Source organism: Microbacterium sp. MRS-1 (genome assembly GCF_000585455.1).
Taxonomy (GTDB): Bacteria; Actinomycetota; Actinomycetes; order Actinomycetales; family Microbacteriaceae; genus Microbacterium; species Microbacterium laevaniformans.
Genome location: NZ_JAUF01000008.1, coordinates 48484 through 69598 on the forward strand (window position 1 = coordinate 48484; position 21115 = coordinate 69598).

At 68.7% G+C, this 21115-nt stretch carries 21 protein-coding genes; 11 read left to right on the forward strand and 10 right to left on the reverse strand.

The features are described from left to right. Nucleotides 1-2: 2 nt before the first annotated feature. Nucleotides 3-761 (reverse strand): polyphosphate--glucose phosphotransferase, encoded by a 759-nt coding sequence (gene ppgK, locus AS96_RS01965; RefSeq protein WP_036285070.1) that lies wholly within the window; start codon nt 759-761, stop codon nt 3-5. Between the two features lie 101 nt (nt 762-862). Here ppgK and AS96_RS01970 point away from each other — a divergent pair, with 101 nt between their 5' ends. From AS96_RS01970 to AS96_RS01980, 3 genes are all read left to right on the forward strand, one after another. Continuing rightward, entirely contained in the window at nt 863-1048 is a 186-nt protein-coding gene (locus AS96_RS01970) for a hypothetical protein (RefSeq protein ID WP_036285081.1), read from the forward strand. A 105-nt stretch (nt 1049-1153) separates the two neighbouring features. After that, nucleotides 1154-2491, forward strand: coding sequence for a type I glutamate--ammonia ligase (glnA, locus tag AS96_RS01975; RefSeq protein ID WP_036285083.1), 1338 nt, complete (start codon nt 1154-1156; stop codon nt 2489-2491). A gap of 3 nt (nt 2492-2494) precedes the next feature. Next, nucleotides 2495-5494, forward strand: coding sequence for a bifunctional [glutamine synthetase] adenylyltransferase/[glutamine synthetase]-adenylyl-L-tyrosine phosphorylase (locus AS96_RS01980; protein WP_036285086.1), 3000 nt, complete (start codon nt 2495-2497; stop codon nt 5492-5494). Here the strand turns inward: AS96_RS01980 and AS96_RS01985 are convergent. The 4 genes from AS96_RS01985 to AS96_RS02000 all read right to left on the reverse strand — a co-directional run bounded on the left by AS96_RS01985 (nt 5485) and on the right by AS96_RS02000 (nt 8624). Beyond that, nucleotides 5485-6048 carry a hypothetical protein gene (locus AS96_RS01985; RefSeq protein WP_155947509.1) on the reverse strand — a complete coding sequence of 188 codons (564 nt, stop codon included), beginning with the start codon at nt 6046-6048 and terminating at the stop codon, nt 5485-5487. The two genes, AS96_RS01980 and AS96_RS01985, sit on opposite strands and share 10 nt — an antisense overlap. After that, nucleotides 6045-6404 carry a hypothetical protein gene (locus tag AS96_RS01990; RefSeq protein ID WP_036285098.1) on the reverse strand — a complete coding sequence of 120 codons (360 nt, stop codon included), beginning with the start codon at nt 6402-6404 and terminating at the stop codon, nt 6045-6047. Before AS96_RS01990 ends, AS96_RS01985 begins: the two co-directional genes overlap by 4 nt. Next, entirely contained in the window at nt 6401-8188 is a 1788-nt protein-coding gene (locus AS96_RS01995) for a TIGR03767 family metallophosphoesterase (RefSeq protein WP_036285101.1), read from the reverse strand. Before AS96_RS01995 ends, AS96_RS01990 begins: the two co-directional genes overlap by 4 nt. A gap of 103 nt (nt 8189-8291) precedes the next feature. Next, nucleotides 8292-8624, reverse strand: coding sequence for a YbjQ family protein (locus tag AS96_RS02000; RefSeq protein WP_036285104.1), 333 nt, complete (start codon nt 8622-8624; stop codon nt 8292-8294). A 399-nt stretch (nt 8625-9023) separates the two neighbouring features. Between AS96_RS02000 and AS96_RS02005 the strand changes: the two genes are divergently transcribed. Both AS96_RS02005 and AS96_RS02010 read left to right on the forward strand, forming a co-directional pair. Further along, the gene (locus AS96_RS02005) at nt 9024-9248 is read left to right on the forward strand and encodes a helix-turn-helix transcriptional regulator (protein WP_036285107.1); all 225 of its coding nucleotides are present in this window, start codon (nt 9024-9026) and stop codon (nt 9246-9248) included. After that, a complete protein-coding gene (locus AS96_RS02010) occupies nt 9248-10570 on the forward strand; it encodes a tyrosine-type recombinase/integrase (protein WP_036285109.1) in 1323 nt (440 codons plus the stop codon). The genes AS96_RS02005 and AS96_RS02010 overlap by 1 nt, the downstream gene beginning before the upstream one ends. A gap of 22 nt (nt 10571-10592) precedes the next feature. On the opposite strand, the gene AS96_RS02015 is transcribed toward AS96_RS02010, so the two are convergent. The 4 genes from AS96_RS02015 to AS96_RS02030 all read right to left on the reverse strand — a co-directional run bounded on the left by AS96_RS02015 (nt 10593) and on the right by AS96_RS02030 (nt 14266). Continuing rightward, the gene (locus AS96_RS02015; RefSeq protein WP_036285112.1) at nt 10593-11582 is read right to left on the reverse strand and encodes a nucleotidyl transferase AbiEii/AbiGii toxin family protein; all 990 of its coding nucleotides are present in this window, start codon (nt 11580-11582) and stop codon (nt 10593-10595) included. Further along, on the reverse strand, nt 11579-12283 hold the full coding sequence (locus AS96_RS02020) for a hypothetical protein (protein WP_036285114.1): 705 nt from the start codon (nt 12281-12283) through the stop codon (nt 11579-11581). The genes AS96_RS02015 and AS96_RS02020 overlap by 4 nt, the downstream gene beginning before the upstream one ends. Before the next feature lie 82 nt (nt 12284-12365). Further along, nucleotides 12366-13856 (reverse strand): helicase-related protein, encoded by a 1491-nt coding sequence (locus tag AS96_RS02025; protein WP_051498720.1) that lies wholly within the window; start codon nt 13854-13856, stop codon nt 12366-12368. A gap of 38 nt (nt 13857-13894) precedes the next feature. Next, nucleotides 13895-14266, reverse strand: coding sequence for a hypothetical protein (locus AS96_RS02030; protein ID WP_036285122.1), 372 nt, complete (start codon nt 14264-14266; stop codon nt 13895-13897). Here AS96_RS02030 and AS96_RS02035 point away from each other — a divergent pair. The 6 genes from AS96_RS02035 to AS96_RS02060 all read left to right on the forward strand — a co-directional run bounded on the left by AS96_RS02035 (nt 14265) and on the right by AS96_RS02060 (nt 20674). Next, nucleotides 14265-14570, forward strand: a complete 306-nt coding sequence (locus tag AS96_RS02035) for a hypothetical protein (protein ID WP_036285125.1) — start codon at nt 14265-14267, stop codon at nt 14568-14570. The two genes, AS96_RS02030 and AS96_RS02035, sit on opposite strands and share 2 nt — an antisense overlap. Nucleotides 14571-14575: 5 nt before the next feature. Continuing rightward, on the forward strand, nt 14576-14992 hold the full coding sequence (locus tag AS96_RS02040; RefSeq protein ID WP_036285127.1) for a hypothetical protein: 417 nt from the start codon (nt 14576-14578) through the stop codon (nt 14990-14992). A gap of 117 nt (nt 14993-15109) precedes the next feature. Continuing rightward, nucleotides 15110-18649 carry a MobF family relaxase gene (gene mobF, locus AS96_RS02045; RefSeq protein WP_051498721.1) on the forward strand — a complete coding sequence of 1180 codons (3540 nt, stop codon included), beginning with the start codon at nt 15110-15112 and terminating at the stop codon, nt 18647-18649. A gap of 105 nt (nt 18650-18754) precedes the next feature. After that, nucleotides 18755-19312: a Pycsar system effector family protein gene (locus tag AS96_RS02050; RefSeq protein ID WP_100810668.1), complete on the forward strand. Its 558-nt coding sequence runs from the start codon at nt 18755-18757 to the stop codon at nt 19310-19312. A gap of 10 nt (nt 19313-19322) precedes the next feature. Then, on the forward strand, nt 19323-20051 hold the full coding sequence (locus AS96_RS02055; RefSeq protein ID WP_036285135.1) for an adenylate/guanylate cyclase domain-containing protein: 729 nt from the start codon (nt 19323-19325) through the stop codon (nt 20049-20051). A 221-nt stretch (nt 20052-20272) separates the two neighbouring features. Then, nucleotides 20273-20674 carry a sulfate permease gene (locus AS96_RS02060; RefSeq protein WP_231477044.1) on the forward strand — a complete coding sequence of 134 codons (402 nt, stop codon included), beginning with the start codon at nt 20273-20275 and terminating at the stop codon, nt 20672-20674. Between the two features lie 20 nt (nt 20675-20694). Here AS96_RS02060 and AS96_RS15590 read toward each other — a convergent pair. Continuing rightward, a partial coding sequence (locus AS96_RS15590) for a hypothetical protein (protein WP_231477045.1) occupies nt 20695-21115 on the reverse strand: 421 nt, incomplete at its 5' end.

Here is a 21115-nt window from a genome sequence, read left to right on the forward strand (position 1 = left end):
GGTCAGACGGCCAGCGCAGCCGCGCCGATGATCCCGGCGTTGTTGCGATGCGTGGCGGGCACGATCGGTGTCGTCAGCGTCAGCATCGGCAGAAATTCGTCGGCGTGCTTGGAGACGCCGCCGCCGACGATGAAGAGGTCGGGGCTGAGCAGGAACTCGAGGTAGCTGTAGTACCACTGCAGGCGCTTCGCCCACTTCTTCCAGGTGAGCTCGTCGCGCTCCATCGCCGAGTAGGCGGCCCACGCCTCGGCATCCTTGCCGTGGTTGGCGCGCTGCAGGTGACCGAGCTCCGCGTTCGGGATGAGAACGCCGTTGTAGAGCATCGCGGTACCGATGCCCGTGCCGAGCGTCGTCAGGAGCACCAGCCCGGGAACATCGCGCGCGGCACCGTAGCGCGCCTCGGCGACACCGGCGACGTCAGCATCGTTGGCGAAGTGGATCTCGCGCCCCAGTCCGTCCTCGAAGAACTTCTCGGCTTCGAACCCGACCCAGGTCTCGGCGACGTTCGCCGCGGACAGGGTCTTGCCGTTCTTGACGATCGCCGGGAAGGCGACGCCCAGGGGAATGTCGGCATCGCTGACGCCGAGCGTCTCGAGCACGGTCTTCACCGCGCCCAGCACGTCGTCTGGCTCTGCGCCGGCCGGTGTCGGAACCTTGACGCGGTCGCTGAGCAGGTTTCCCCCCTCCAGATCCACGAGGGCACCCTTGATGCCGGTTCCGCCGATGTCCACACCGACCGCGCGGGTCGCCTTCGTCGTCATGGCGTCCAGCCTATCCAGGTCGTCGGTGCCGCTCGTTAGGATCGAGCCAGAGCCCGCAGATCGGGACCGGTGGGCGTACGCCCCGACAGGAAGGACGCGCCATGACGTCAGGCGAAGACAAGTACTGGTACAACTTCTCCACCGGCGCCGTGGAGCGCGGCTTCGAGTCGCCGGCGATCGACCGCGCCGGCCCGTTCGACACCGCCGAGGAGGCGGCCAACGCTCCGCAGCTGCTCGCCCAGCGCTCTCGCGAATGGGCCGAGGACGACGAGCGCGAGAACGACTGACGCGCGCCCGGCGACACGTCGGACACGAGCCGGGACCGATAGTCTGGGCGTGGGCCCGGCTTCCCTTCGAAGCGGCATCTGAGAAGCGGCATCTGAGAGGACGCGATGGACAAGCAGCGGGACTTCGTACTGCGCACGATCGAAGAGCGGGGCGTGAAGTTCGTCCGCCTCTGGTTCACCGATGTGATCGGCACCCTGAAGTCGGTCGCGATCGCTCCGGCCGAAGTCGAAGGGGCGTTCACCGAGGGACTCGGCTTCGACGGCTCGGCGATCGAAGGACTCACGCGCTCCTACGAGTCGGACCTTCTGGCGCACCCCGACCCGACGACGTTCCAGACTCTTCCGTGGCGCGGGGAGATCGACCCCACGGGTCGCATGTTCTGCGACATCACGACCCCCGACGGGCAGCCGGCGGTCGCCGATCCCCGTCACGTGCTCAAGCGCACGCTCGCGAAGGCGGCGGATGCCGGGTTCACGTTCTACACGCATCCCGAGATCGAGTTCTACCTGCTCAAGTCGTCGTCGTTCGGCGCCGAGGGTCCCGAGCCGGTCGACTCGGCCGGATACTTCGACAACGTGCCCGGAGGCACGGCGCACGACTTCCGCCGCCGCAGCGTGCGGATGCTCGAAGACCTCGGCATCTCCGTCGAGTACAGCCACCACGAGGGCGGCCCCGGTCAGAACGAGATCGATCTGCGCTACGCGGACGCCCTCGCCACCGCCGACAACATCATGACCTTCCGGACGGTCGTCAAAGAGGTCGCGATCGAGCAGGGCGTCTACGCGACGTTCATGCCGAAGCCCCTCTCCGGCAAGCCCGGCAGCGGCATGCACACCCACATGTCGCTGTTCGAGGGCGACCAGAACGCCTTCTACGAGGAGGGCGCGCAGTACCAGCTCTCCAAGACGGGCCGACAGTTCATCGCCGGTCTGCTGACCCACGCGAACGAGATCGCCGCCGTCACGAACCAGTTCGTGAACTCGTACAAGCGCCTCTGGGGCGGTGACGAAGCCCCGAGCTTCATCTGCTGGGGCCACAACAACCGCTCCGCCCTCGTGCGCGTCCCCATGTACAAGCCGAACAAGGGACAATCCACGCGCGTCGAGTACCGGGCGCTGGACTCTGCGGCCAACCCCTACCTTGCCTTCGCTCTCATGCTGGCCGCCGGCCTCAAGGGCATCGAGGAGGGATACGAGCTTCCTCCCGAGGCCGAGGACAACGTGTGGTCGCTGACGGATTCCGAGCGCCGCGCGCTCGGCTACGCGCAACTGCCCGCGAGCCTGGACCACGCCCTCGAGTACATGGAGGAGTCGGAGCTGGTCGCAGAGACCCTCGGCGAGCAGGTGTTCAACTACGTGCTGCTCAACAAGCGCCGCGAATGGCAGGAGTACCGCGCGCAGGTGACGCCGTTCGAGCTGAAGAGCAACCTGGAGATGCTCTGAGCCGTGTCCTCGAACGAGCGCACGTCGGTTCTCACACAGCTGGCGCGCGACGGGTTCGGTGAGCTCGGCGACGCCGACGCACTGCTGACCGAGCTGGTCGATGCGCTCGCGATGGACCGGCAGGAGATTCTGCGCGGGGCTGCGGAAGCGGGCGACCCCGACGCCGCTCTGTCGGCGCTGGCGCGCATCGCACGACGTGACGCACCGGCCGTCGGAGGCGCCCTGCGTCGCGTCTCCTCGAGCGTCTGGCGGCTGCTCGGCGCCTCGAGCGGCTTCGCGGACTTCTACCTGCGCCATCCCGACGAGCTGGCTCATCTCACGGGTGCGGGTGCGCCGCTGCCGACGGCCGACGAACTTCGCGCAGAGCTCACGAACGCTGTGAGAGCGGATGCCGATGGCTTCGCCGCCACGGGCGATGAGAGCGCGTGGGTGGCGCTGCGCGTGCGCTACCGCCGCATGCTCGCACGCATCGCGACGTATGATCTCGGCGCCGAGGATGGGGTCGACGTCCTGGCGTCGGTGGCCGCAAGCCTTGCGGACGCGGCCGGGGCGGCTCTGGAGGCAGCTCTCTGCGTGGCGCGCACCCGCGTCGCCGGCGGTGCGCCGGGCTCCGGGTTGTTCCCCCGGGAGCAGGTCTCCGCCACACGGCTGGCGATCATCGGGATGGGCAAGACCGGCGCTCGAGAGCTCAACTACGTCAGTGATGTCGACGTGATCTTCGTCGGCGGCGGCTCGGATGAGCTCGTCGAGCAGGTGGGGGAGAGCCGCGTCATCGACATCGCCACGCGACTCGCCGTCCAGACGATGCGTGGCATCTCGGGAATGGAGATCGAGCCCCCGCTGTGGGAGGTGGATGCGAATCTGCGGCCCGAGGGCAAACAGGGCGCCCTCGTCCGCACGCTCGACTCGCACCTGTCGTACTACGACAGGTGGGCCAAGAGCTGGGAGTTCCAAGCCCTTTTGAAGGCCCGTCCACTCGCGGGTGATCGCATGCTCGGCGACGCATACGTCGCCGCCGTCCAGCCGAAGATCTGGACGAGCGCTGCCCGGGAGAACTTCGTCGACAGCGTGCAGCGCATGCGTGAACGCGTCACCGAGCACATCCCTCCCGCCGACGTCGCCTATCAACTCAAGCTCGGACCCGGCGGCATCCGCGACATCGAGTTCACGGTGCAGCTGCTGCAGCTCGTACACGGACTGACCGACGACAGCATTCGTCAGCGTGGCACGCTCGACGCGCTGGAGGCCCTCGCGGGCGCCGGTTACATCGGCCGTGAGGATGCCGCGACCTTCTCCCGCGACTACCGCATGCTGCGCGTACTCGAACATCGCATGCAGCTGAAGGATCTTCGACGAACCCACCTGATGCCGCAGCACCCCGAGGGCCTACGTGTGCTGGCCCGCTCCTCCGGGCTGGCCGAGACCGGGCCCGCCGTGTGGGCGCTGTGGGAAGGGATCAAGCGCGAGGTCCGCGAGATCCACGTGCGTCTGTTCTACCGTCCGCTGCTGTCTGCGGTGGCGGCGCTCAGTTCCGACGAGCATCAGCTGTCGCCGGATCAGGCGCACGACCGGCTGGCGGCGATCGGATTCCACGATCCGGCGGGGGCCCTCCGGCACATCGGCGCTCTCACCGGCGGGCTGAGCCGGAAGGCGACGATCCAGCGTCACCTCATGCCGGTGATGATCCGTTGGTTCGCCGACGGCGTCGACCCCGACTACGGTCTGCTGGCCTTCCGACGCATCAGCGAGCGCCTGGGCGACACACCCTGGTTCCTGCGCATGCTGCGGGACTCCTCCGGGGCGGCCGAGCGTCTCACGCGCGTGCTGTCGGGTTCGCGGTACATCGGCGAGCTGATGGAGTGGATCCCTGAGTCGGTGGCCTGGCTCGACTCAGACGAGCAGTTGCGTCCGCGCGGCGGGCACGCGCTGCAGGAGGAGGCGCGGGCGATCCAGACACGCCACGAGACGGTCGGCGACGCCATGCGAGCGGTGCGCGCGCTGCGTCGGCGCGAACTGCTGCGCCTCGCCTTCGGCGCCATCCTCGGCACCCTCACCATCGACGAGCTGGCACAGGGTCTCACGACGGTCAGCGAGGTGACCATTCAGGCCACTCTCCGTGCCGTCCGGCGCGAGATCGTCGCTCCGCAGGACGCCTCCCTTGATTTCTCCGTCATCGCGATGGGGCGCTTCGGCGGCGCCGAGCTCGGCTTCGGATCGGATGCCGATGTCCTGTACGTCTACGAAGCCAACGGGATCGATCCGCAGCGCGCCCACGATCTGGCGATCAAACTCGTCAGCGGCCTGCGCTCGTACTCCGAAGACCACCGCGTTCCGTTCGATCTCGACGCCGATCTGCGGCCCGAGGGGCGCAACGGGCCGCTGGTGCGTTCGCTCGACTCGTATACCGAGTACTACCGCCGCTGGTCGCTGTCCTGGGAAGCGCAGGCGCTGCTGCGGGCCCGCGGCGTCGCTGGCAGCGTGAAACTCATCAACCGTTTCATGGCCCTCGCCGACGAGGTGCGCTACCCCGCGCGGCCTGCGGTGCAGGATCTGCGGGAGATCAAGCGCATCAAGGCCCGTGTCGAGAACGAGCGCCTCCCACAGGGCGTCGATCGCGCACGTCACCTCAAGCTCGGGCCCGGCGGCCTGAGCGACGTCGAATGGCTCGTGCAGGTGTTGCAGCACGAACACGCGCACGATGTCCTGCCCCTCCGGACGACGTCCACTCTCGAGGCCCTCGAGGCGGCGCGGGTGGCCGGGCTGGTACCGGATGCCGCTGCGCAGCGCCTGCACGACGCGTGGCGCCTGGCCAGTCGGCTGAGATCGGCGAATACGCTGCTGTCGGGGCAGACCAGCGATGTGCTGCCGACCGACCGGGGCAAGCTGGACGGCATCGGGCGGCTTCTGGAGTATCCGGCACGCTCGGCGACTCTGGTGGAGGAGGAGTGGCTGCGCACGGCGCGACGGGCGCGCCGCGACTTCGAGAAGCTGTTCTACGGCTGAGCCGGCCCCGGCGAGGTCCTCGCACCTGCCCATCGCACCCAGGCGCCGATCAGACCGACGGCGCCGACACCGATCAGCACCCAGGCCAGCGCAGCCCCGGGCGCACCGGGGGAGAGCAGCCCGAGCAGCATCGCGACGGTCATCGCCAGCACGACCGCGACATCCGTCACGATCAGCCAGGCCAGCGTGCGCCACGGATGCCGACGCGCGATCGCTGCTGCCGTGGATGGCGAGCCCACCGCGATGAGCGGGCTCGCGAGCGCGACGACGACCGGGAGCGCGACGGGTGCCACGACGGCGGATGCTCCGACGACGAGCCCCACGATGAAAAGCGTCAGGAGCGTGCCACGGGCCACCGCGCGCAGGGCAAGTGTCCACAGGGCAGCGGCGGCCACGAGCATCACGAGTGCGGATGCGGCGGCGAGGGCGATCGCTCCGGCATCCAGCGGCAGCCGGGGCGCCACGGCGACGAACGCGGCCTGCAAGCCGCCATGCGACGTGACCACGAGTGCAGCCAGGACGCCGCGACGTGCCCGGGAGCGCAACATGCTCATCCGCGAGCCGCCTCGTCGAGCACCTCGGTCAGCGCGCCGGAGAAGATCGTCTCGCCGCCGACGGCGACGACCAGCTGCGCGTCGGATGCGACGCTCGAGGTGACCGTGATCTGCCGACCATCGATGCTGGTCCCGGAACAGGTGACAACCGGTCCGGATTCCGCCAGCGCGCAGACCGGCGCGGTCAGCACGGCGATGTTCTTCTGCTGCAGGACGTCGTTCGCTCCGAAGCGCACCTCGGCGAGTGCGTTGCCGCCGACCGGGGCGAGAGCAGCGACCTGAGAGCACCCGGTCAGGGCGCCGACCACGGATGCCGCGGCGACCACGACCAGGGCGCGTGACGGGCGCGAGGTCACGACAGAGCTCCTTCGTGCGCGAGAATGCGGGCACGAGCGGTCAGATGCTGCGTCTCCAACGCCGCGTCGCTGATGGTGGCGAGATCGAACGGCGCAGGAAGCAGCAGCTCGGTGTTGCGGTCGAGCGGTGAGCCGCGTCGCATGAGCGGCGTCTCGGCCCAGTCGTTGGACGCCAGCTCCCGGCTCCGTGACGCGAGCGCCAGGTAGTCGCCGCCGCTTCCCGGAACCGGATCGGCCGCATGGTCGACGACCGTCGTGAAGAGCGAGAGCGTGCCGTCGCGGTTGTCGACGAGCTCGACGGTCTGCTGCTGCTGCGGGAAGTCGATGCAGGATGCCGTGGTGATCTCCCAGAAGCCGCCACCGGTCGGGGCGGGATGCGCGAGGATCTGGTTCAGGTGCGTGTGCCCGTTCAGCCATGCTACGACGACGGGGAACCGCGTGAGCATCGCCACGAACTCGTCCGCTCCGAGCAGCACCTCGTCCTGACCGGGACGCTGAGCGCGGTTCTCGAGCGTGTCGCTGTTGTGGTGACTGAGCACGATGGCCAGGCGGCGCTCCTTCGTCGCCGCGGCAAGCTCGGCCTCAAGCCAGTCGAACTGATTCTTCGGGACCGCACCGTCGGGGCCGGCGACCTGATTGCACGTGTCGAGCCCGAAGACCCGCACGTTGGCGGACAGGTCCGCTTTCCACCACGTCTCGCCGGTGCTGAGGTTGTGGTCGGTGAACCCGTGCCCCACGGGACCGGGGCGATCGGCGGTGCGGAAATGCTCCTGCATGAACTCCTGCTGGGTGAAGAGTGCACGGTCGCGGTTGGCGGGCACGGCCTTGAAACCCGGACGCAGCCCGAGCTCGAGCCCCCACGCGTCGAGCGTCTGTTGGACGGCGCTGGTGCGCGCGGCGTACCCGCCCAAAGCCATCGCGGCGGTCGCTTCCAGCGTGTAGGACTTGCGACCGCCCACTGCCAGGGCACGCAGTTGGGTGTCCAGATCGAAGGTGCCCAGCAACAAGGTCTCATGATTGCCGTACACGGCGTACCAGGGTGCGGGAAGGCCCACCGAGGCGACCGGGCGGGCGATGGCCTCGTCGAGCAGAGTCGGCAGCGTGGGGAACCCGTAGGCGCCGAACGCACCGCCGGTTGGATCAGCGGGACGGTAGGCCCAGACGGCCTCAGCCCACGCCTGCACGCCCTGGAACGTGTCGCTCGTGCGCGGGTCGACGCTCAGGCCGTCGAGGAGGTCGATGTACCAACGCAGCTCGCGATGAGAGTGCATGTCGGCGCTGTCTCCGGTGACGACGGCGGCATCCATGGGCGCGCCGGTCACCGGGCTGTAGCGCAGGTCCGAGATCGACTTCGTCATCGCCGCGATCACGTGCGGACTGAGCGGATCCTGCGGGTGAAACGCCGAGCCCCACGCCGAATGGTCTTGGACGATCATCGGCTCGATCCGGCCTGGGGACTGTGCGTCGATCACATGCATGTCCGACAGGTGCGCGAGGTAGAGCAGCGATCGACGGGATGCCGCGCGTCCGGCCGTCGCGCCGCGACGGAGCACGTCGAGGCGCGGCAGATGGGGTTCACCCGGACCGGCCACGAGCCCTCGGTAGGACCCCTTCTGCACCGCGCCCTGCAGGATCGTGCGAGCGAGCGTCGACGGAGACTCGGCGATCGCCGCGCGCGGCGGCGCCGTCGCCAGAGCCTGCGCCAACTGGTCGCCCGGCAGCGCACCGGCGGCCGCGAGACCGCCGACGACGGCGAGGAACTGGCGGCGGGAGAGCACGCCCACGGGCACCTCCGGGTTGGTGCGTAACGCTATCGGGTGCGCTCAATCTAGCGGGCGCGACGCGTCGACCACCACACTCTCCCGTCGCTCGGCCGCCGTGCCGCGCTCACCCCTGGGGCGGGTCGATCGGCTCCACGACGACGGCCGTGCCGTAGGCGCAGAACTCTGTGAAGCTCCCGATGGCTCCTGAGTCGAAACGCATCGCGACGACGGCGTTGCCGCCCCGCTGCTGCGCTTCCGCCCACATCCGCTGCATCACCTCGAAGCGCGACTCGTAGATGACCTTCGTGTATTCGGGCATCTCACCGCCCGCGAGCGAGCGGAAGCCGGCGGTGAAGTTCTGGCCGAAGTTCGCCGAGCGAACGGTCAAGCCCATCACCTCGCCGAGCACCTTCGTGATGCGGTAACCGGGGACGTCATTGGTGGTGACGGCGAACATGGATCCTCGTCTCTGTCGTTGCCTGCCCGCGGCCGGGGTGGTGCGCGGGGGAGAGCGACGCGACGATCCTACGGAGCACGCGGCATCGTCCGCGAGGCGCTTCCGCTGGGAAAGCAGTCTGAGGGAGCGCCGCACGACGGCGAAGAGCCCGCCGGCGCGGTGCCGACGGGCTCTTCGTGCGGGTGTCGCTCAGACGCCGAAGTACAGCTCGGCTTGAGGATCTGAGAACCGGAGGGGGTTCCGCAGGCTCACACTTCCCTGCAAACACAGGGAAGTGCAATGGTGAGCATGGCTAGGGTCGCTGCTGCGACTGTCCGAGAACCCGTCCGTTTACTCGATTCTTGGCCGTCCTACGGGGTTCGCTGGAGGTCTGCGGGTGGTGCCGCCTACCTCATTGGTATGAGCGACGCCCGCCCCCGCCTCTGGACTCCGCAGGAGCTTGCCGAGTACACGGGCATCCCGATCAGGACGCTCGCTGACTGGCGGACAGAGCGTGCGCGCAGCCGAGGTCTCGGGTTGCCGTTCGTCGCACTCTCGTCGCACAACGTCCGCTACCGCGATGAGGATGTCGAGGCGTTCATCGCGGGGCGGATCGTGGCCCCGACGGACAGGGCGGGCGACTGATGGCACGGCCGAAGCGCGCGCTCGGCGAACTCGGCAAGGTGACCTACACCGTCGAGCCGAACGGCCTGGTCATCGCGCGAGCGCGGGTCTATGACGGCAACGGGCAAGAGCGTCGTCCCAGCGGCAGCGGAGCGACCGAGGCTGAGGCTCTGACCGAGTTGCAGGAAGCGGCTGGTGTCGCCGTCGGTCGAGTTCTGGCGCGACGAACACAGCTCATGACCGTCGCCGAGCTGGCGACGACGTGGCTGAAGACGGCGTACCACGACGACGATCCGCGGGTGCTGCGCCAGCGCCGCGAGCAGACCGTCGATGGCTACGCCTCGGTGGTGCGCGCGCATGTCATCCCGCGCGCCGGGGCCATCCCCATCGCCGACATCACCGTCGACCGTGCTGATGGGCTGCTTATGGACATCGCACGGGAGAAGTCGGTGACGACCGCGAACAAGGTTCGGAACGTGATGTCGCTCATGTTCGACTGGGCGATCCAGCAGGGGCACTTCTCGGCTGCCGGGTCGATCCAGAACACACGGCACGGAGCGGTCGTCGTGGCGAACCCGATCCGTGCGACCAGGCGAGCGGACGAGCCGGACACGGTGTACTTCGAACTCGACGCGGTGCAGGTCAAGTACATCCTCCACCTCATCCGCGAGGTGTGGCCGGAGCGGCACCGGGCGCGGTATCCGGTGGGCCGACGGCCCAACTACAAGCTGCTCGCCGACTACATCCTCATCACGCTCGGCACCTCCGAGCGGACAGCAGAACCGATTGCGATCCGGTTCCAGGACGTGCGGTTCGAGGCGGTGGAACAACCGGATGGAAGCCTCACGATGGAGGCGCTGGTCTGGGTCGGCGGGACGATGGTCCGCACCAAGTCTCGCGGCCTGTTCCGTCAGGACTCGCCCAAGGCGGAGCGGCAGAAGCGTTGGGTTCGCATTCCGAAGTTCGCGGCGAAGGTACTGAGCGAACTCGTGGCGAGCCACGTTCCCGATCCCGAACGGAATCCAGACGACGTGCTGTTCACGACCGAGCGCGGCCGTCCGCGCGACCCCAGCGCGGTCGGCGAGTTGCTCAGGATGTTCCGCCGCGAGTTCGAGCCGGAACTGCTCGCTATCGGGGTCGACGCCGAGCATCTCACCTTCCGCAGCCTCCGCAAGGCGGTCGCTGCGGCGGTATCGGACACGGCTGGCGTCGAGGTCGCACGCGACCTGCTCGGGCACAGCAGTACCGACATCACGGAAGGGCACTACGCGAAGCGTCCCGACCTCATCGTCGAGGTCGCGGCTGACGCGCTCGACGAGGCGTTCGCGGGCATCGACGGGTGAGCCACCACGGAGGGCAACTGGCTCAGGGTGCGAGGAGCGCCGCGTCTGCCCGGACCTGAGCCAGTATGTCGCCGAAGCTCGGCGGTGCGTCGGTGCCGTAGTAGAGGTCGCGCATGGCCGCATCGTGCTCGGCTCGGAGGCGGTCTGCGAAAGGGGATGCCGCGTCGAATGCCGGGGAGGCTGCGAAGCCCCCGGCGGGCGTGGGAAGGTCGGGCTTGCCGAACGCCGCGGAGACCTCGCGGGCGCTGGCGAGGATGTCGGCGACGAGCGGCTTGTCTGCCAGCAACTCGCGCACGGAGGGATCGCGGAGCAGCGCGTAGATGTCGTAGAGCTGCCGCCCGATGCGCGGCCAGCCGTGCGGTGAGGCTGCGGCATCGGGGTCGGCGGCGAAATTGTTCACTCGCAGCAGCTTCTCCAGCAGCGTGCGTCCCGGATGCAGGATCGGCACGTCGAAGGAGGCCAGGTCATTCCATGCGCTCGTGTCGAAGCCCGAGTCGCCCAGCTCGCGTGCCAGGAGCGAGGTGACCGGGTGCGGGGCGTGCGGGTTCGGCCCGCCGGACTGGCCGAGTTCCACGAGGATCGCCGCAGGGTCGGCAATCACGCCGGGCGTGCCACGGTGCTCCAGCGGCGGGCTGAGGTAACCGGATCGGTGGAACGAGCCGGAGCTGCCGCCCGCCGTCACGCCGGTCGGTTCCGCGCCGGTCGCCTCCGCCGCGGTAGTGAGCAGGGTTCGCAGCGCGCGCTGCTCGGCGTTCTTCGACGGGTACTGGCCGATGACGAGCAGGTCGAGGTCTTCTGAGAAGCGCCGGATGATCCGCAGCTTCTCCAGGCTTGTGCCGCCCTTGAAGACCACCTCGCCCGGATGGGCGGTGGTGATCGCGCGCAGCGTCTCGCAGACCCAGTAGTCCTTCTCGACTGCGAGCGGTTGCACGCCGAGGCGTTCCGCGGCGGCGAGGATCGTGCCGCGGAACACCTCGGGATCGTCATCTCGCCACAGCGTCGAATCGGTCATGCCGCCTCCAAGGTGGCGAGCGCCGCCTGGCGCGTGCGGGGATCGGGCGACGGAATCCGTGCCGCGAGGTCGTCCCGCCCGGCCGCAGCGAGCAGCGCCGTGAGGCGCGCACGAGTGCGGCCCGGTTCGGTGGCCGCAGCCTGGGTGAGCCGCTCGGCGCGGAGGCCGCCGCTGCGCAGCAGGTCGGTCAGCCGCCTTGCGGCTTCGTCCGGGGTGACCTCCAGCACGGCGTTCCAGTCGTCGAGGACTTCGAGCGCGGCGACCTCGGTGGCGTTCAGCCCAGCCTCCGCCCGGCCGGTGCGCGTCGTGCGGGACACGAACGCGACCGGCCCGGCATCCGACGGAGCCCGTTCGGGGACGGCCACCAGCGCACGGCGCGGGATCTGCGTGGACAGGCGCAGCAGATTCGCTGCGGACAGGCCCGCTGGCCCCACGCCGGGGCCGGGGGCGAGCGCGTCGATGAGTCGCTCGGTCGGCGGCGGGGCCATGCCCAGCGGCGTCTTCGTCCCGCGCCAGTACAGGCCGCGGCGCACGCGCCGCAGTTCGCCGCGAGTCTCTAGTTCGCCGAGCAGATGGTGCGCGGTCGACGGGGTGAGCGAGAAGTCGCCCGGTTCCCAGAAGCGCCCCCGCGACGCGAGCACAGCGCGCCGGGCGTCAGCCGCGCCCTGACGGTTGCGGCGGGGCGCGAGCAAGATCGACATCACACACTCCTTTCAGCAACGGGATACGAGAACCTGCGGTAGTCCAGTCTACAAGCCAGAACGAGAACCTGCACTAAGCGTTTCACAGTCGCAGTCCCGGCGGTTCCCTCTCGGGGCTGTGGGGAGCGGTACTGCTCCAGTCTCCCGCAGCGGGAACGCCCGTGCCCTCTCGTGATCCCAGGTTCGGTTCGTAGGAGCGCACAGCCTCGACGGTCAGCTCGACGGGCTCGGACTCTGGCGCGGCGGGCTCGGGTGCGGGTTCGTCCTGCATCGCGGCGAGCTGGGACTCGACGCGGGCGAGGTCTTCCTCGGCGTCGGCGAGGGCCTGGGCGTGGCGGAATGGCTGGCCCAGGCGCTGCTGGGTGTCAGCGACGGTCTGCTCGGCTTCTGCCAGGTCTTCGCGGGCCTGGTCGAGGAGGGAGGGGATGCCGCTGACGCGGTTCTCGATGCGCTGCACGAGTCCGAGCCCGGCCTCTAGGAACGACTCCTTCGGCATCGTGAATCCCGAGCGGGGCACCTCGGGCAGGGAGACGGTCACATCGAGGGTAGTGAGCCCGGAGCGGGCCTCGACGTGGATGTCGAAGCCGGAGATGCGGCCGATGATCCCGAAGTCCTTGTGCCCGTACCGGGGCAGCCACTTCAGCCCGGAGTCGCCCATCCACGCGGCCAGGGCGTGCGCGGCGTCGGAGCGGGAGTCGTAGTCGCGCGTGCCGAGCGTGATGCGGAACCTGTCGCCGCTCGTGTCGATCATCCGTGGGGCGGCGGCTTCCAGCCCGCGAATGTCCGCGGCGGCGCGCTCGGCGGACGACCGGGCGCGATTGCCGGTGTGGACGAGCATGTCCTCGTTGCGCTCGTGCGCGCGCTGGAGGCGGCGGAGCCGGTTCACCTCGTTGAGGATGACGGAGTGCTCCAGCAGGAGCGGATTGCCGGAGGCGATGGCCTTGGCCTCTGCTGCGGAGAGCGCGGAGGTGTCGATCTCCTCGATCTCTCGGGCGTTGATCTTGCCGCGCAGGAGCTGCGCGAACGACGCGGCCTTCCGCTCGACCGTCTGCCACATGTAGGAGTCGAAGGAACGCTCGGTGACGTAGCGGACGATCGCCACTTCCTCGTTCTGGTTGCCCTGCCGCATGATGCGCCCGTCGCGCTGCGCGATGTCGGAGGGCCGCCACGGGCAGTCCAGATGGTGCAGCGCGATGGCGCGGGCCTGGACGTTCGTGCCGACGCCCATCTTCTCCGTCGAGCCGATGAGCACGGCGACGTGGCCGGCGCGGGCCGCGGCGAACAGGCGGGCCTTCTCCACGTCGGTCTTCGCCTCGTGCATGTACCTGACCTGCTCGGCGGGGATGCCGCGCTGCACGAGCTGCTGCCGCAGCTCGTCGTAGGCGTTCCACCTGTCCTGGTTCGGGGTGCCGATATCGGAGAACACGAGCTGGAGCGACCCGCGCACCGTGGAGGGCTGCCCGGTCACCGTGTCGAGGTACTCGTTGTCTCGGGTGCGCTCCCAGATGCGGTGGATCGCGTCGGCGGCGACGTCGACCTTGCTCGGCCCGGACGGGTCGCGGGGGACGACCATGCGGATGTCGAGCGCGGCCTTGCGTCCGTCGGTGGCGATCAGGAGCGCACACCGCTGAACAGCTTGCGGAGTCCGAAGTTCGATCTAGCATCGCTCAGCGCCCGCGGCACCTCGTTCGTGAGCTGACCCAGCCATGTCGCCTCACTCGCCTGGATCTCCGGCAGGGCGGCGAACCGGGCGAGGAGCCCAAGCTGCCCCCTGTCACCATCCCGCAGCGGCAGGACGCTCCAGCGGCTCCCGTTGCGGATCGCCACATCGACCATGCGCGCGCGAAGCGCGCCGAAGGCGGTATCCGCATCAGCGGCGACGCGGGCACGGTGGGCGGCGAGGTCTGCGGCGTGCTTCGACCACGCGGTGACCTCCTCAATCACCGGGCGCAGACGCTGCGCCTCGTCACGGCTCAGGGGCATGTGGTTGGTGTTCCTCTCGGGCACACTCACGTTATCGGCACCGACCGATGTCGCCGATGCGCCGTATCGTGGCGAGCACGCGGTCGAGCGCATCGAGGGAATGGACATGGCTCAGGGACTGACCAGCAACCAAGCGATCGTGGAGGTGCGCCTCGACAACTTCATGCGCGGTTCGATCAAGGACGCGCTCACGCAGGAGCTCGCCGCCCGGCCGGAGCACCGCATCGTCGCCCTGTCCGCCGTGGCAGGCGGCGACGAGTTCAACGGCGTCATCCGCGTAGTGGCCGTGATCGAGTACCTGTAGGCATCGTGGGCAAGCGCGCCGACAGTGATGAGCACTACGTTCTCGACCTCTGCGACCAGGTGATCGGGGTCCGCGGGGAGCGACAGGCGACGTTCCTGTGGCTTGTCGGTGACGTGTCGCCGACGACCGGACGGGCTCGCAGGCTCCCTGTCGACGGGTATTGGCCTGCGCTGGGGCTCGTAGTTGAGTTCCAGGAGAAGCAGCACACTGTGGCCGTCCCGTGGTTCGACCGTCGCGCGACCGTCTCCGGTGTGCCTCGTGGCGGGCAGCGGCGGCTGTACGACCAGCGAAAGGCGGAGATCCTGCCGCGGCAGGGTATCCGGCTCGTCGTGATCCACAAGTCGGAGTTCACGACCAAGGCCGAGAGGATCGTGCGCGATCATGAGCGCGACATCGCCGTCGTCCGCGCCCGCCTTGTCTGATCTCGGAAGCCCTCCAGAGACCAGTACACGTCTTGCACATCGAGGTTGAGCCCGCCTGAGGGCGGGCTCGGCGGCTCACCTCTCTGACGAGAGAGGCGGTGCCGGGTGTCGGTTTCGATGCGGGTCATGGGGGCGGGGGACGGCTACAAGTACCTGCTGCGCTCCGTGGCGTCGGCTGACGGCGAGCGGGCGCTCTCGACGCCGCTGACCCGGTACTACGCCGAGCAGGGCACACCGCCGGGCCGCTGGATGGGCGGCGGGCTCGCGGCGCTCGGGGAGGGTGAGATTCACGAGGGCGCGCCGGTCTCGGAGGCGCAGCTCCAGCTTCTGCTGGGGATGGGGCGCGACCCGGTGACCGGCGATCCGCTGGGGAAGGCGTATCCGGCGTTCCCGAGCGTCGAGGATCGGATCGCGGCGCGCATCTCGCGGCTCGATCCGGCGTTGGGCGCGGATGAGCGAGCTGAGGCCGTTGTGGTGATCGAGGCGGAGGAGTCGGCGCGCACCTCGCGGCGGGCGGTCGCCGGGTACGACTTCACTTTCTCGCTGCCGAAGTCCGCCTCTGTGCTGTGGGCGGTTGCGGACGCAACGACGCAGGCACGGATCGCGGAGGCGCACCATGCGGCGGTTGCGGAGGTGGTTGCGTTCATGGAGCGCGAGCTTGCAGCGACGCGCTCGGGCGCAACGTCCCGCGACGGTGCTGTTGCGCAGGTCGAGGTGACCGGGCTCATCGCCACCGCGTTCGATCACTTCGACTCGCGGGCGAGCGACCCGCAGTTGCACACGCATGTCGTGGTGAGCAACAAGGTGCGCACCCTGTTCGACGGCAAGTGGCGGTCGCTCGATGGCCGGCCTTTGCACGCGGCGACCGTGGCGCTGAGCGAGCTGCACACCGCGGTGTTCGCCGATCACCTGACCCGCGTGCTCGGCGTCGGGTGGGAGCGGCGCGACCGGGGCGCGGATCGCAACCCGGTGTGGGCGGTCGCCACGGTGCCCGAGGAGCTGGTCGCCGAGTTCTCGTCCCGGTCGCGGCACATCGACATCGAGAAGGACAGGCTGGTCGCCGAGTACGAGCGAACGCACGGGAACGCGCCGTCACGGGAGACGATCATCCGGCTGAGGCAACAGGCGACGCTGGCGACCCGGCCCGACAAGGAAGTCCGCCCGCTGGCTGAACTCACCCAGGAGTGGCGCACCCAAGCGAGCCGACTGCTGGGCCGGGACGCAACCGACTGGGCGCGAGAAGCCGTCGCGGTCGAGCCCGTGAAGCTCCTGTGCGCGGAGGATGTGCCGCTGGAGCGGATCGCCAGGCTCGGCGTGTCGGTGGTCGCCGCGGTTGCCGAGAAGCGCACGACGTGGAGCCTCTGGAACCTGTACGCCGAGGCCGCACGGCAGACGATGGGCTGGCGCTTCACCGGCACGGAGGACCGCGAGGCGATCACTGGCATGATCGTCGATGCCGCAGAGCAGGCGTCCATCCGGCTCACCCCGCCCGAGCTTGCCTCCAGCCCGGCAGCGTTCCAGCGTGCCGACGGGACGAGCGTGTTCCGCCCGCGCAACTCCGCTCGCTTCAGCGGTGCCGCGGTGCTCGCTGCTGAGGATCGGCTGCTTGCACGCTCCCGCGAGCAGGTTGCACCGCGCCTGGCCGACGCAACCATTGCGCATGCGCTGCAACCCCGCCGTGGGCGCGCGCTCGGCGACGACCAGCGCGCCGCACTCGCAGCGATTGCGTCGTCAGGCCGGATGCTCGACCTGCTCGTCGGCCCCGCGGGGGCGGGCAAGACCACCGCGCTGCGCGCGTTGCGGGGCGCGTGGGAGGCCGAGCACGGGCACGGCTCGGTCGTCGGCCTGGCACCGTCCGCGGTCGCGGCTGAGGTGCTGGCCGGTGACCTCGGCATCCCGACGGAGAACACCGCGAAGTGGTGGCAGACCTACCGCGACCACGGCATCAGCTTCACCGCCGGGCAACTCGTGATCGTGGACGAGGCATCCCTCGCCGGAACCCTCGCGCTCGATCGGCTCGTGCGCGTCGCGGCCGACGCCGGAGCGAAGGTGCTGCTCGTGGGCGACCCCGCGCAACTCCAGTCCGTCGACGCCGGGGGAGCGTTCGGGATGCTCATCGCCCACCGCGTCGATGTGCCCGAGCTGACGGACGTGCGCCGCATCGCCGCAGCCTGGGAGAAGGAAGCCACCCTCGACCTGCGCCACGGGCGCATCGAAGCCATCGACACCTACCGGGCCCACGGGCGCATCCATGCAGGGGAGGCCGAGCGTATGGCTGATGCCGCCTACGCTGCGTGGCAGCGGGACCGGGCCGCAGGACTGGCGAGCATTCTCATCGCCGAGTCGAGCGCGATGGCCACCACCCTGAACCAGCGCGCCCGCGCTGACCTCATCCTCGCCGGGCAGGTCGACCCGCGCGCCGAGGTGCGGCTGCATGACGATACCGAGGCATCCGTCGGGGACGCGATCATCACCCGCCGCAACCACCGCGAGCTGCGCATCGGCCGCGGCTGGGTGCGCAACGGCAGTCGATGGACGATCACCGCCATCGGCGCCGACGGGTCGCTGCGGGTGCGTCCCGCCGGACGGCGCTGGGGCGCGACCGTGTGGCTTCCCGCCGAGTACGTCGCCGAGCACGTCGAACTCGGCTACGCCGTCACCGCGTACCGGGCGCAAGGCGTCACCGTCGACACCGGACACACGCTCGTCGAGCCCGGCGCGACGCGCGAGAACTTCTACGTCGCCATGACCCGCGGAAGGCTCGGGAACACCGCCTACGTCTCGATCAACCGTCCCGACGACGACCACATCCATCCGCCTACCCAGGACACTAAGGCAGTCGCGGCCCGCAAGGTGCTCGCCGGGGTGCTCCAGCACGTTGGGGCGGAACTCTCCGCCCGCCAGATGATCGCCGCCGAGCAGGACGCCTGGGGCTCGGTCGGCCAGCTCGCCGCCGAGTACGAGACCATCGCCGCCGCTGCACAGCAACCACGTTGGGAAGCCCTCGTGCGCGCCACCCGACTCACCGAGGCCGAAGCCGACGCTGCCATTGGATCGACCGCGTTCGGCGTGCTCGGTGCCGAGATGCGCCGCGCCGAGGCGGACGGGTACGACACGGAGCGCTTGCTGCACGCGCTCGTCGCCTCGCGTCCGCTCGACGACGCCGACGACGTGGCCGCGGTGCTCCACGAACGGGTGATTCGAGCCCTGGTGCGCGCGAACGGTGCGGGGCGCGTGCGCCAGCCCGCCGCGCCCATCGCTGGACTCATCACCCCGGCGCTCGGCACGATGGACGACGACATGCGAGCCGCGCTCCGGGAACGCGCCGTACTCATCGAGCAGCGGGCCGACGCACTCGTCGCCGAAGCGGTCGAGGCGTCCGAGGCATGGGCCGCGGAACTCGGCCCGGAGCCCGCCGATCCGCAGCTTGCCGCGACTTGGCGACGCGAGGCGCGCACCGTCGCGGCCTACCGCGACACCTACGGCGTCGCGGAGACCAGCGCGCTCGGACTCATCGGCGACGACGCGCGGCAGCGCGCAGATGCCGCGCGAGCACGCGCCGCGATCCACCGCGCACGGCAGCTCGCGGCACGCGCAGCAGAACCAGAGCCGGGATCGTATGTGCCAGAGCGCTCTACGCCCCGCTTGGGCATGTAGCGGCACGGATGCACGTCGTCCCGTGTCCTCCACGTAGGTGCTTTGGTGGCCACGCCTACGCACTGAGTTGCCCGTGATGTCCGGGCCCCCGAGTACGTTCGAAGCGTGCCTCTACTGATCTTCCGCCGTGCAAAGAGACCGCCTGCGCCCGACCCCGATCCTGATCACGCGTGGAAACTGCTGAGCCTTGTCAACGAGTGGATCCGTCACTCGGACGCCAAGGCAGGGGTAACTCTCGCTTTCGTTGGTGTTCTCGGCACGATGTTGTTCAACCTCGTCAGGGAGTTCACGCAGCGCTCTCTCATCTTCGATGTGATTGTCGTCGCTGCCTGCGCGCTCTCGGTGCTGACCGCGGCGCTCTGCGGCTGGACTCTGACTCCGCGCGTCAACGACAAGGACGCTGCGCCCGAAGCAATCAATCGCGTCTTCTTCGCAAGCATCGCCCGACATTTCAAAGGCGACCGTCCCGGCTACACGGAAGTGCTGGGCACGCTAACAGCGGATCCGCGCGAACTCGTCCGGGATCTCGCTGATCAGGTCCACGCGAACGCAAAGATCGCGACGCTCAAGGCGAAGTACGTGAAATGGGCGATCCGGTCGGCCCTAGCGGCTGGCGCGTGCGTCGCGGCGGTCGCAATCATCGTCGGGATTGAAAGCATCTGAGGACGGGAACATGGACGGCAACTACAAGGCGTACAGCTACACGAGCAGTTCCGATCGGATCAAGGCGATCCTGGATCAGCCCGCAGGAAGCTTCGAGGAGGTCGACGGGCTGCCCGACCGGGACAAGCTCACGTTCACGAACGGGTTCTATGGAATGTGCTCGGCGGTCTTCATCGACATCCGAGACTCTTCTGGGCTCACCGCCAAGCACAAGCGTCCGATTCTCGCAAAGATATATCGCGCGTTCATCTCTGAGATGGTGGCGGTGCTGAACTCCGATCTGTACGTCCGGGAAGTGAATATCGTTGGGGACTGCGTCTGGGCTGTGTACAAGACCACGCAGAAGACGCACATTGACGATGTGTTTGGCATTGCCTATCAGGCGAACACACTCATCAAGCTCCTCAACCACCACTACGCGAAGAAGGGGATCGACCCCCTGAAGATCGGCATCGGCGTCGACTACGGCCGAGTGCTCATGATCAAGGCGGGATTCAGTGGCAGCGGAATCAATGATGTCGTCTACATGGGCGACGTCGTCAACCGCGCCGCTCACCTGGCACACGAAGCAGGCAGAGGGTGGGCCGATCCGATCTTCGTAGGCGGCGTCTTCGAGCAGAATCTCAACGACCACAACAAGGCACTGTTGACTTCTCGATATGTGAACGGCCTCGGGACGGTCCACACTGGCAACGTCGTGAGCACTCCGATGAACGATTGGGTCGATACCCTCAGCTGACGGTTTCCGAGCTGATGAGTTCGGCCGCCGCTCGTCCAGGTCGTTGTCCTCCTCCCAGAGTGACTTGGCGCGGAACCTTCCGTGTGTCCGAGGTCGGGCGTACCCTGGGTGTCGAGGTAGTAGCCACGTTTTCTAGGTCGCTTGCGACGGTCCCCTCGGGACGCTCACCACATGATCTACCTCCTCGGCGGAGCTACGCACCCTCTCAGGAGACGGACATCATGTTCCGACTGCTCTGGAATCTCAGCATCCGAGTTCGGCTGTTCCTGCGGACGTACATGCCGACGAACATCCTGCTCAACGCGCTGCGGACGCGCCGCGGACTGAAGTGGGGTGTGCCCGCCATGCTGATTGCCGTGCCGTATCTGCTCGGCGCGTGGCTGCTGACCGTCTGGATCGCCGATGGCGGGCCGGGGTGGCTGAACCTGCTCGTGCTGCTGTTCATCTGGAACGCACTGAAGTTCCTCGTCAACGGCCCGATCACTCTGATCGCCCTGATCCGGGCACGCATCGCCGAGCGGCGTGACCGGCTACTCACCGAGCGTCAGTCGGCGGGATACACGACCGGCAGCGACATCTCCGTGCTGACCGCGTCGCTCCGCGGATCTGATAATAGCTTCTGAAGCTCCAGCCGCTCGTTCGGTCAGAGACCGGCCGCTACGAGCGCAGTCAGGAGAGCAGCACCCATTGCGACTCGGTCCTCGGTGTCGACGAGTTCGCCGTCAAGGTCGACCTGCGCGACTGGAAGGTGCGTGTCCGATGTTGCACCATGTTGGGCGCAGATGTCTCGGAACCGTCGCGACAGAGCCGCATCGGCGGGCGGAGCCAGTTCGAATCCATCGGGAACGATGCGAATACCAGCGCCGCTGGCCGAGAGAACGAGCCACCGTGGTTGGAACTCGTACCCCGAGAACCACAGAGTCTCGATACCCGACGCGAGCCCGCTGACTCGATACATCGCCCAGAGATAGGGGTCTCGGTATCGTCCGCTCCCGCTGAGGTGTCGACGGCGCTCGAAAACTGGACAGTAGCGGCGCTTGAAAAGTGAACACTCAACGATTGGA

Coding starts and splice junctions, on each gene's coding strand:
- AS96_RS02005 (WP_036285107.1), top strand. CDS start 9,024: ATGAGCGACGCCCGCCCCCGCCTCTGGACTCCGCAGGAGCTTGCCGAG.
- AS96_RS02055 (WP_036285135.1), top strand. CDS start 19,323: ATGGACGGCAACTACAAGGCGTACAGCTACACGAGCAGTTCCGATCGG.
- glnA (WP_036285083.1), top strand. CDS start 1,154: ATGGACAAGCAGCGGGACTTCGTACTGCGCACGATCGAAGAGCGGGGC.
- mobF (WP_051498721.1), top strand. CDS start 15,110: ATGCGGGTCATGGGGGCGGGGGACGGCTACAAGTACCTGCTGCGCTCC.
- AS96_RS01970 (WP_036285081.1), top strand. CDS start 863: ATGACGTCAGGCGAAGACAAGTACTGGTACAACTTCTCCACCGGCGCC.
- AS96_RS02025 (WP_051498720.1), bottom strand. CDS start 13,856: ATGGTCGTCCCCCGCGACCCGTCCGGGCCGAGCAAGGTCGACGTCGCC.
- AS96_RS01985 (WP_155947509.1), bottom strand. CDS start 6,048: ATGAGCATGTTGCGCTCCCGGGCACGTCGCGGCGTCCTGGCTGCACTC.
- AS96_RS02015 (WP_036285112.1), bottom strand. CDS start 11,582: ATGACCGATTCGACGCTGTGGCGAGATGACGATCCCGAGGTGTTCCGC.
- AS96_RS02035 (WP_036285125.1), top strand. CDS start 14,265: ATGTGGTTGGTGTTCCTCTCGGGCACACTCACGTTATCGGCACCGACC.
- AS96_RS02020 (WP_036285114.1), bottom strand. CDS start 12,283: ATGTCGATCTTGCTCGCGCCCCGCCGCAACCGTCAGGGCGCGGCTGAC.
- AS96_RS02060 (WP_231477044.1), top strand. CDS start 20,273: ATGTTCCGACTGCTCTGGAATCTCAGCATCCGAGTTCGGCTGTTCCTG.
- AS96_RS02030 (WP_036285122.1), bottom strand. CDS start 14,266: ATGCCCCTGAGCCGTGACGAGGCGCAGCGTCTGCGCCCGGTGATTGAG.
- AS96_RS02010 (WP_036285109.1), top strand. CDS start 9,248: ATGGCACGGCCGAAGCGCGCGCTCGGCGAACTCGGCAAGGTGACCTAC.
- ppgK (WP_036285070.1), bottom strand. CDS start 761: ATGACGACGAAGGCGACCCGCGCGGTCGGTGTGGACATCGGCGGAACC.
- AS96_RS02000 (WP_036285104.1), bottom strand. CDS start 8,624: ATGTTCGCCGTCACCACCAATGACGTCCCCGGTTACCGCATCACGAAG.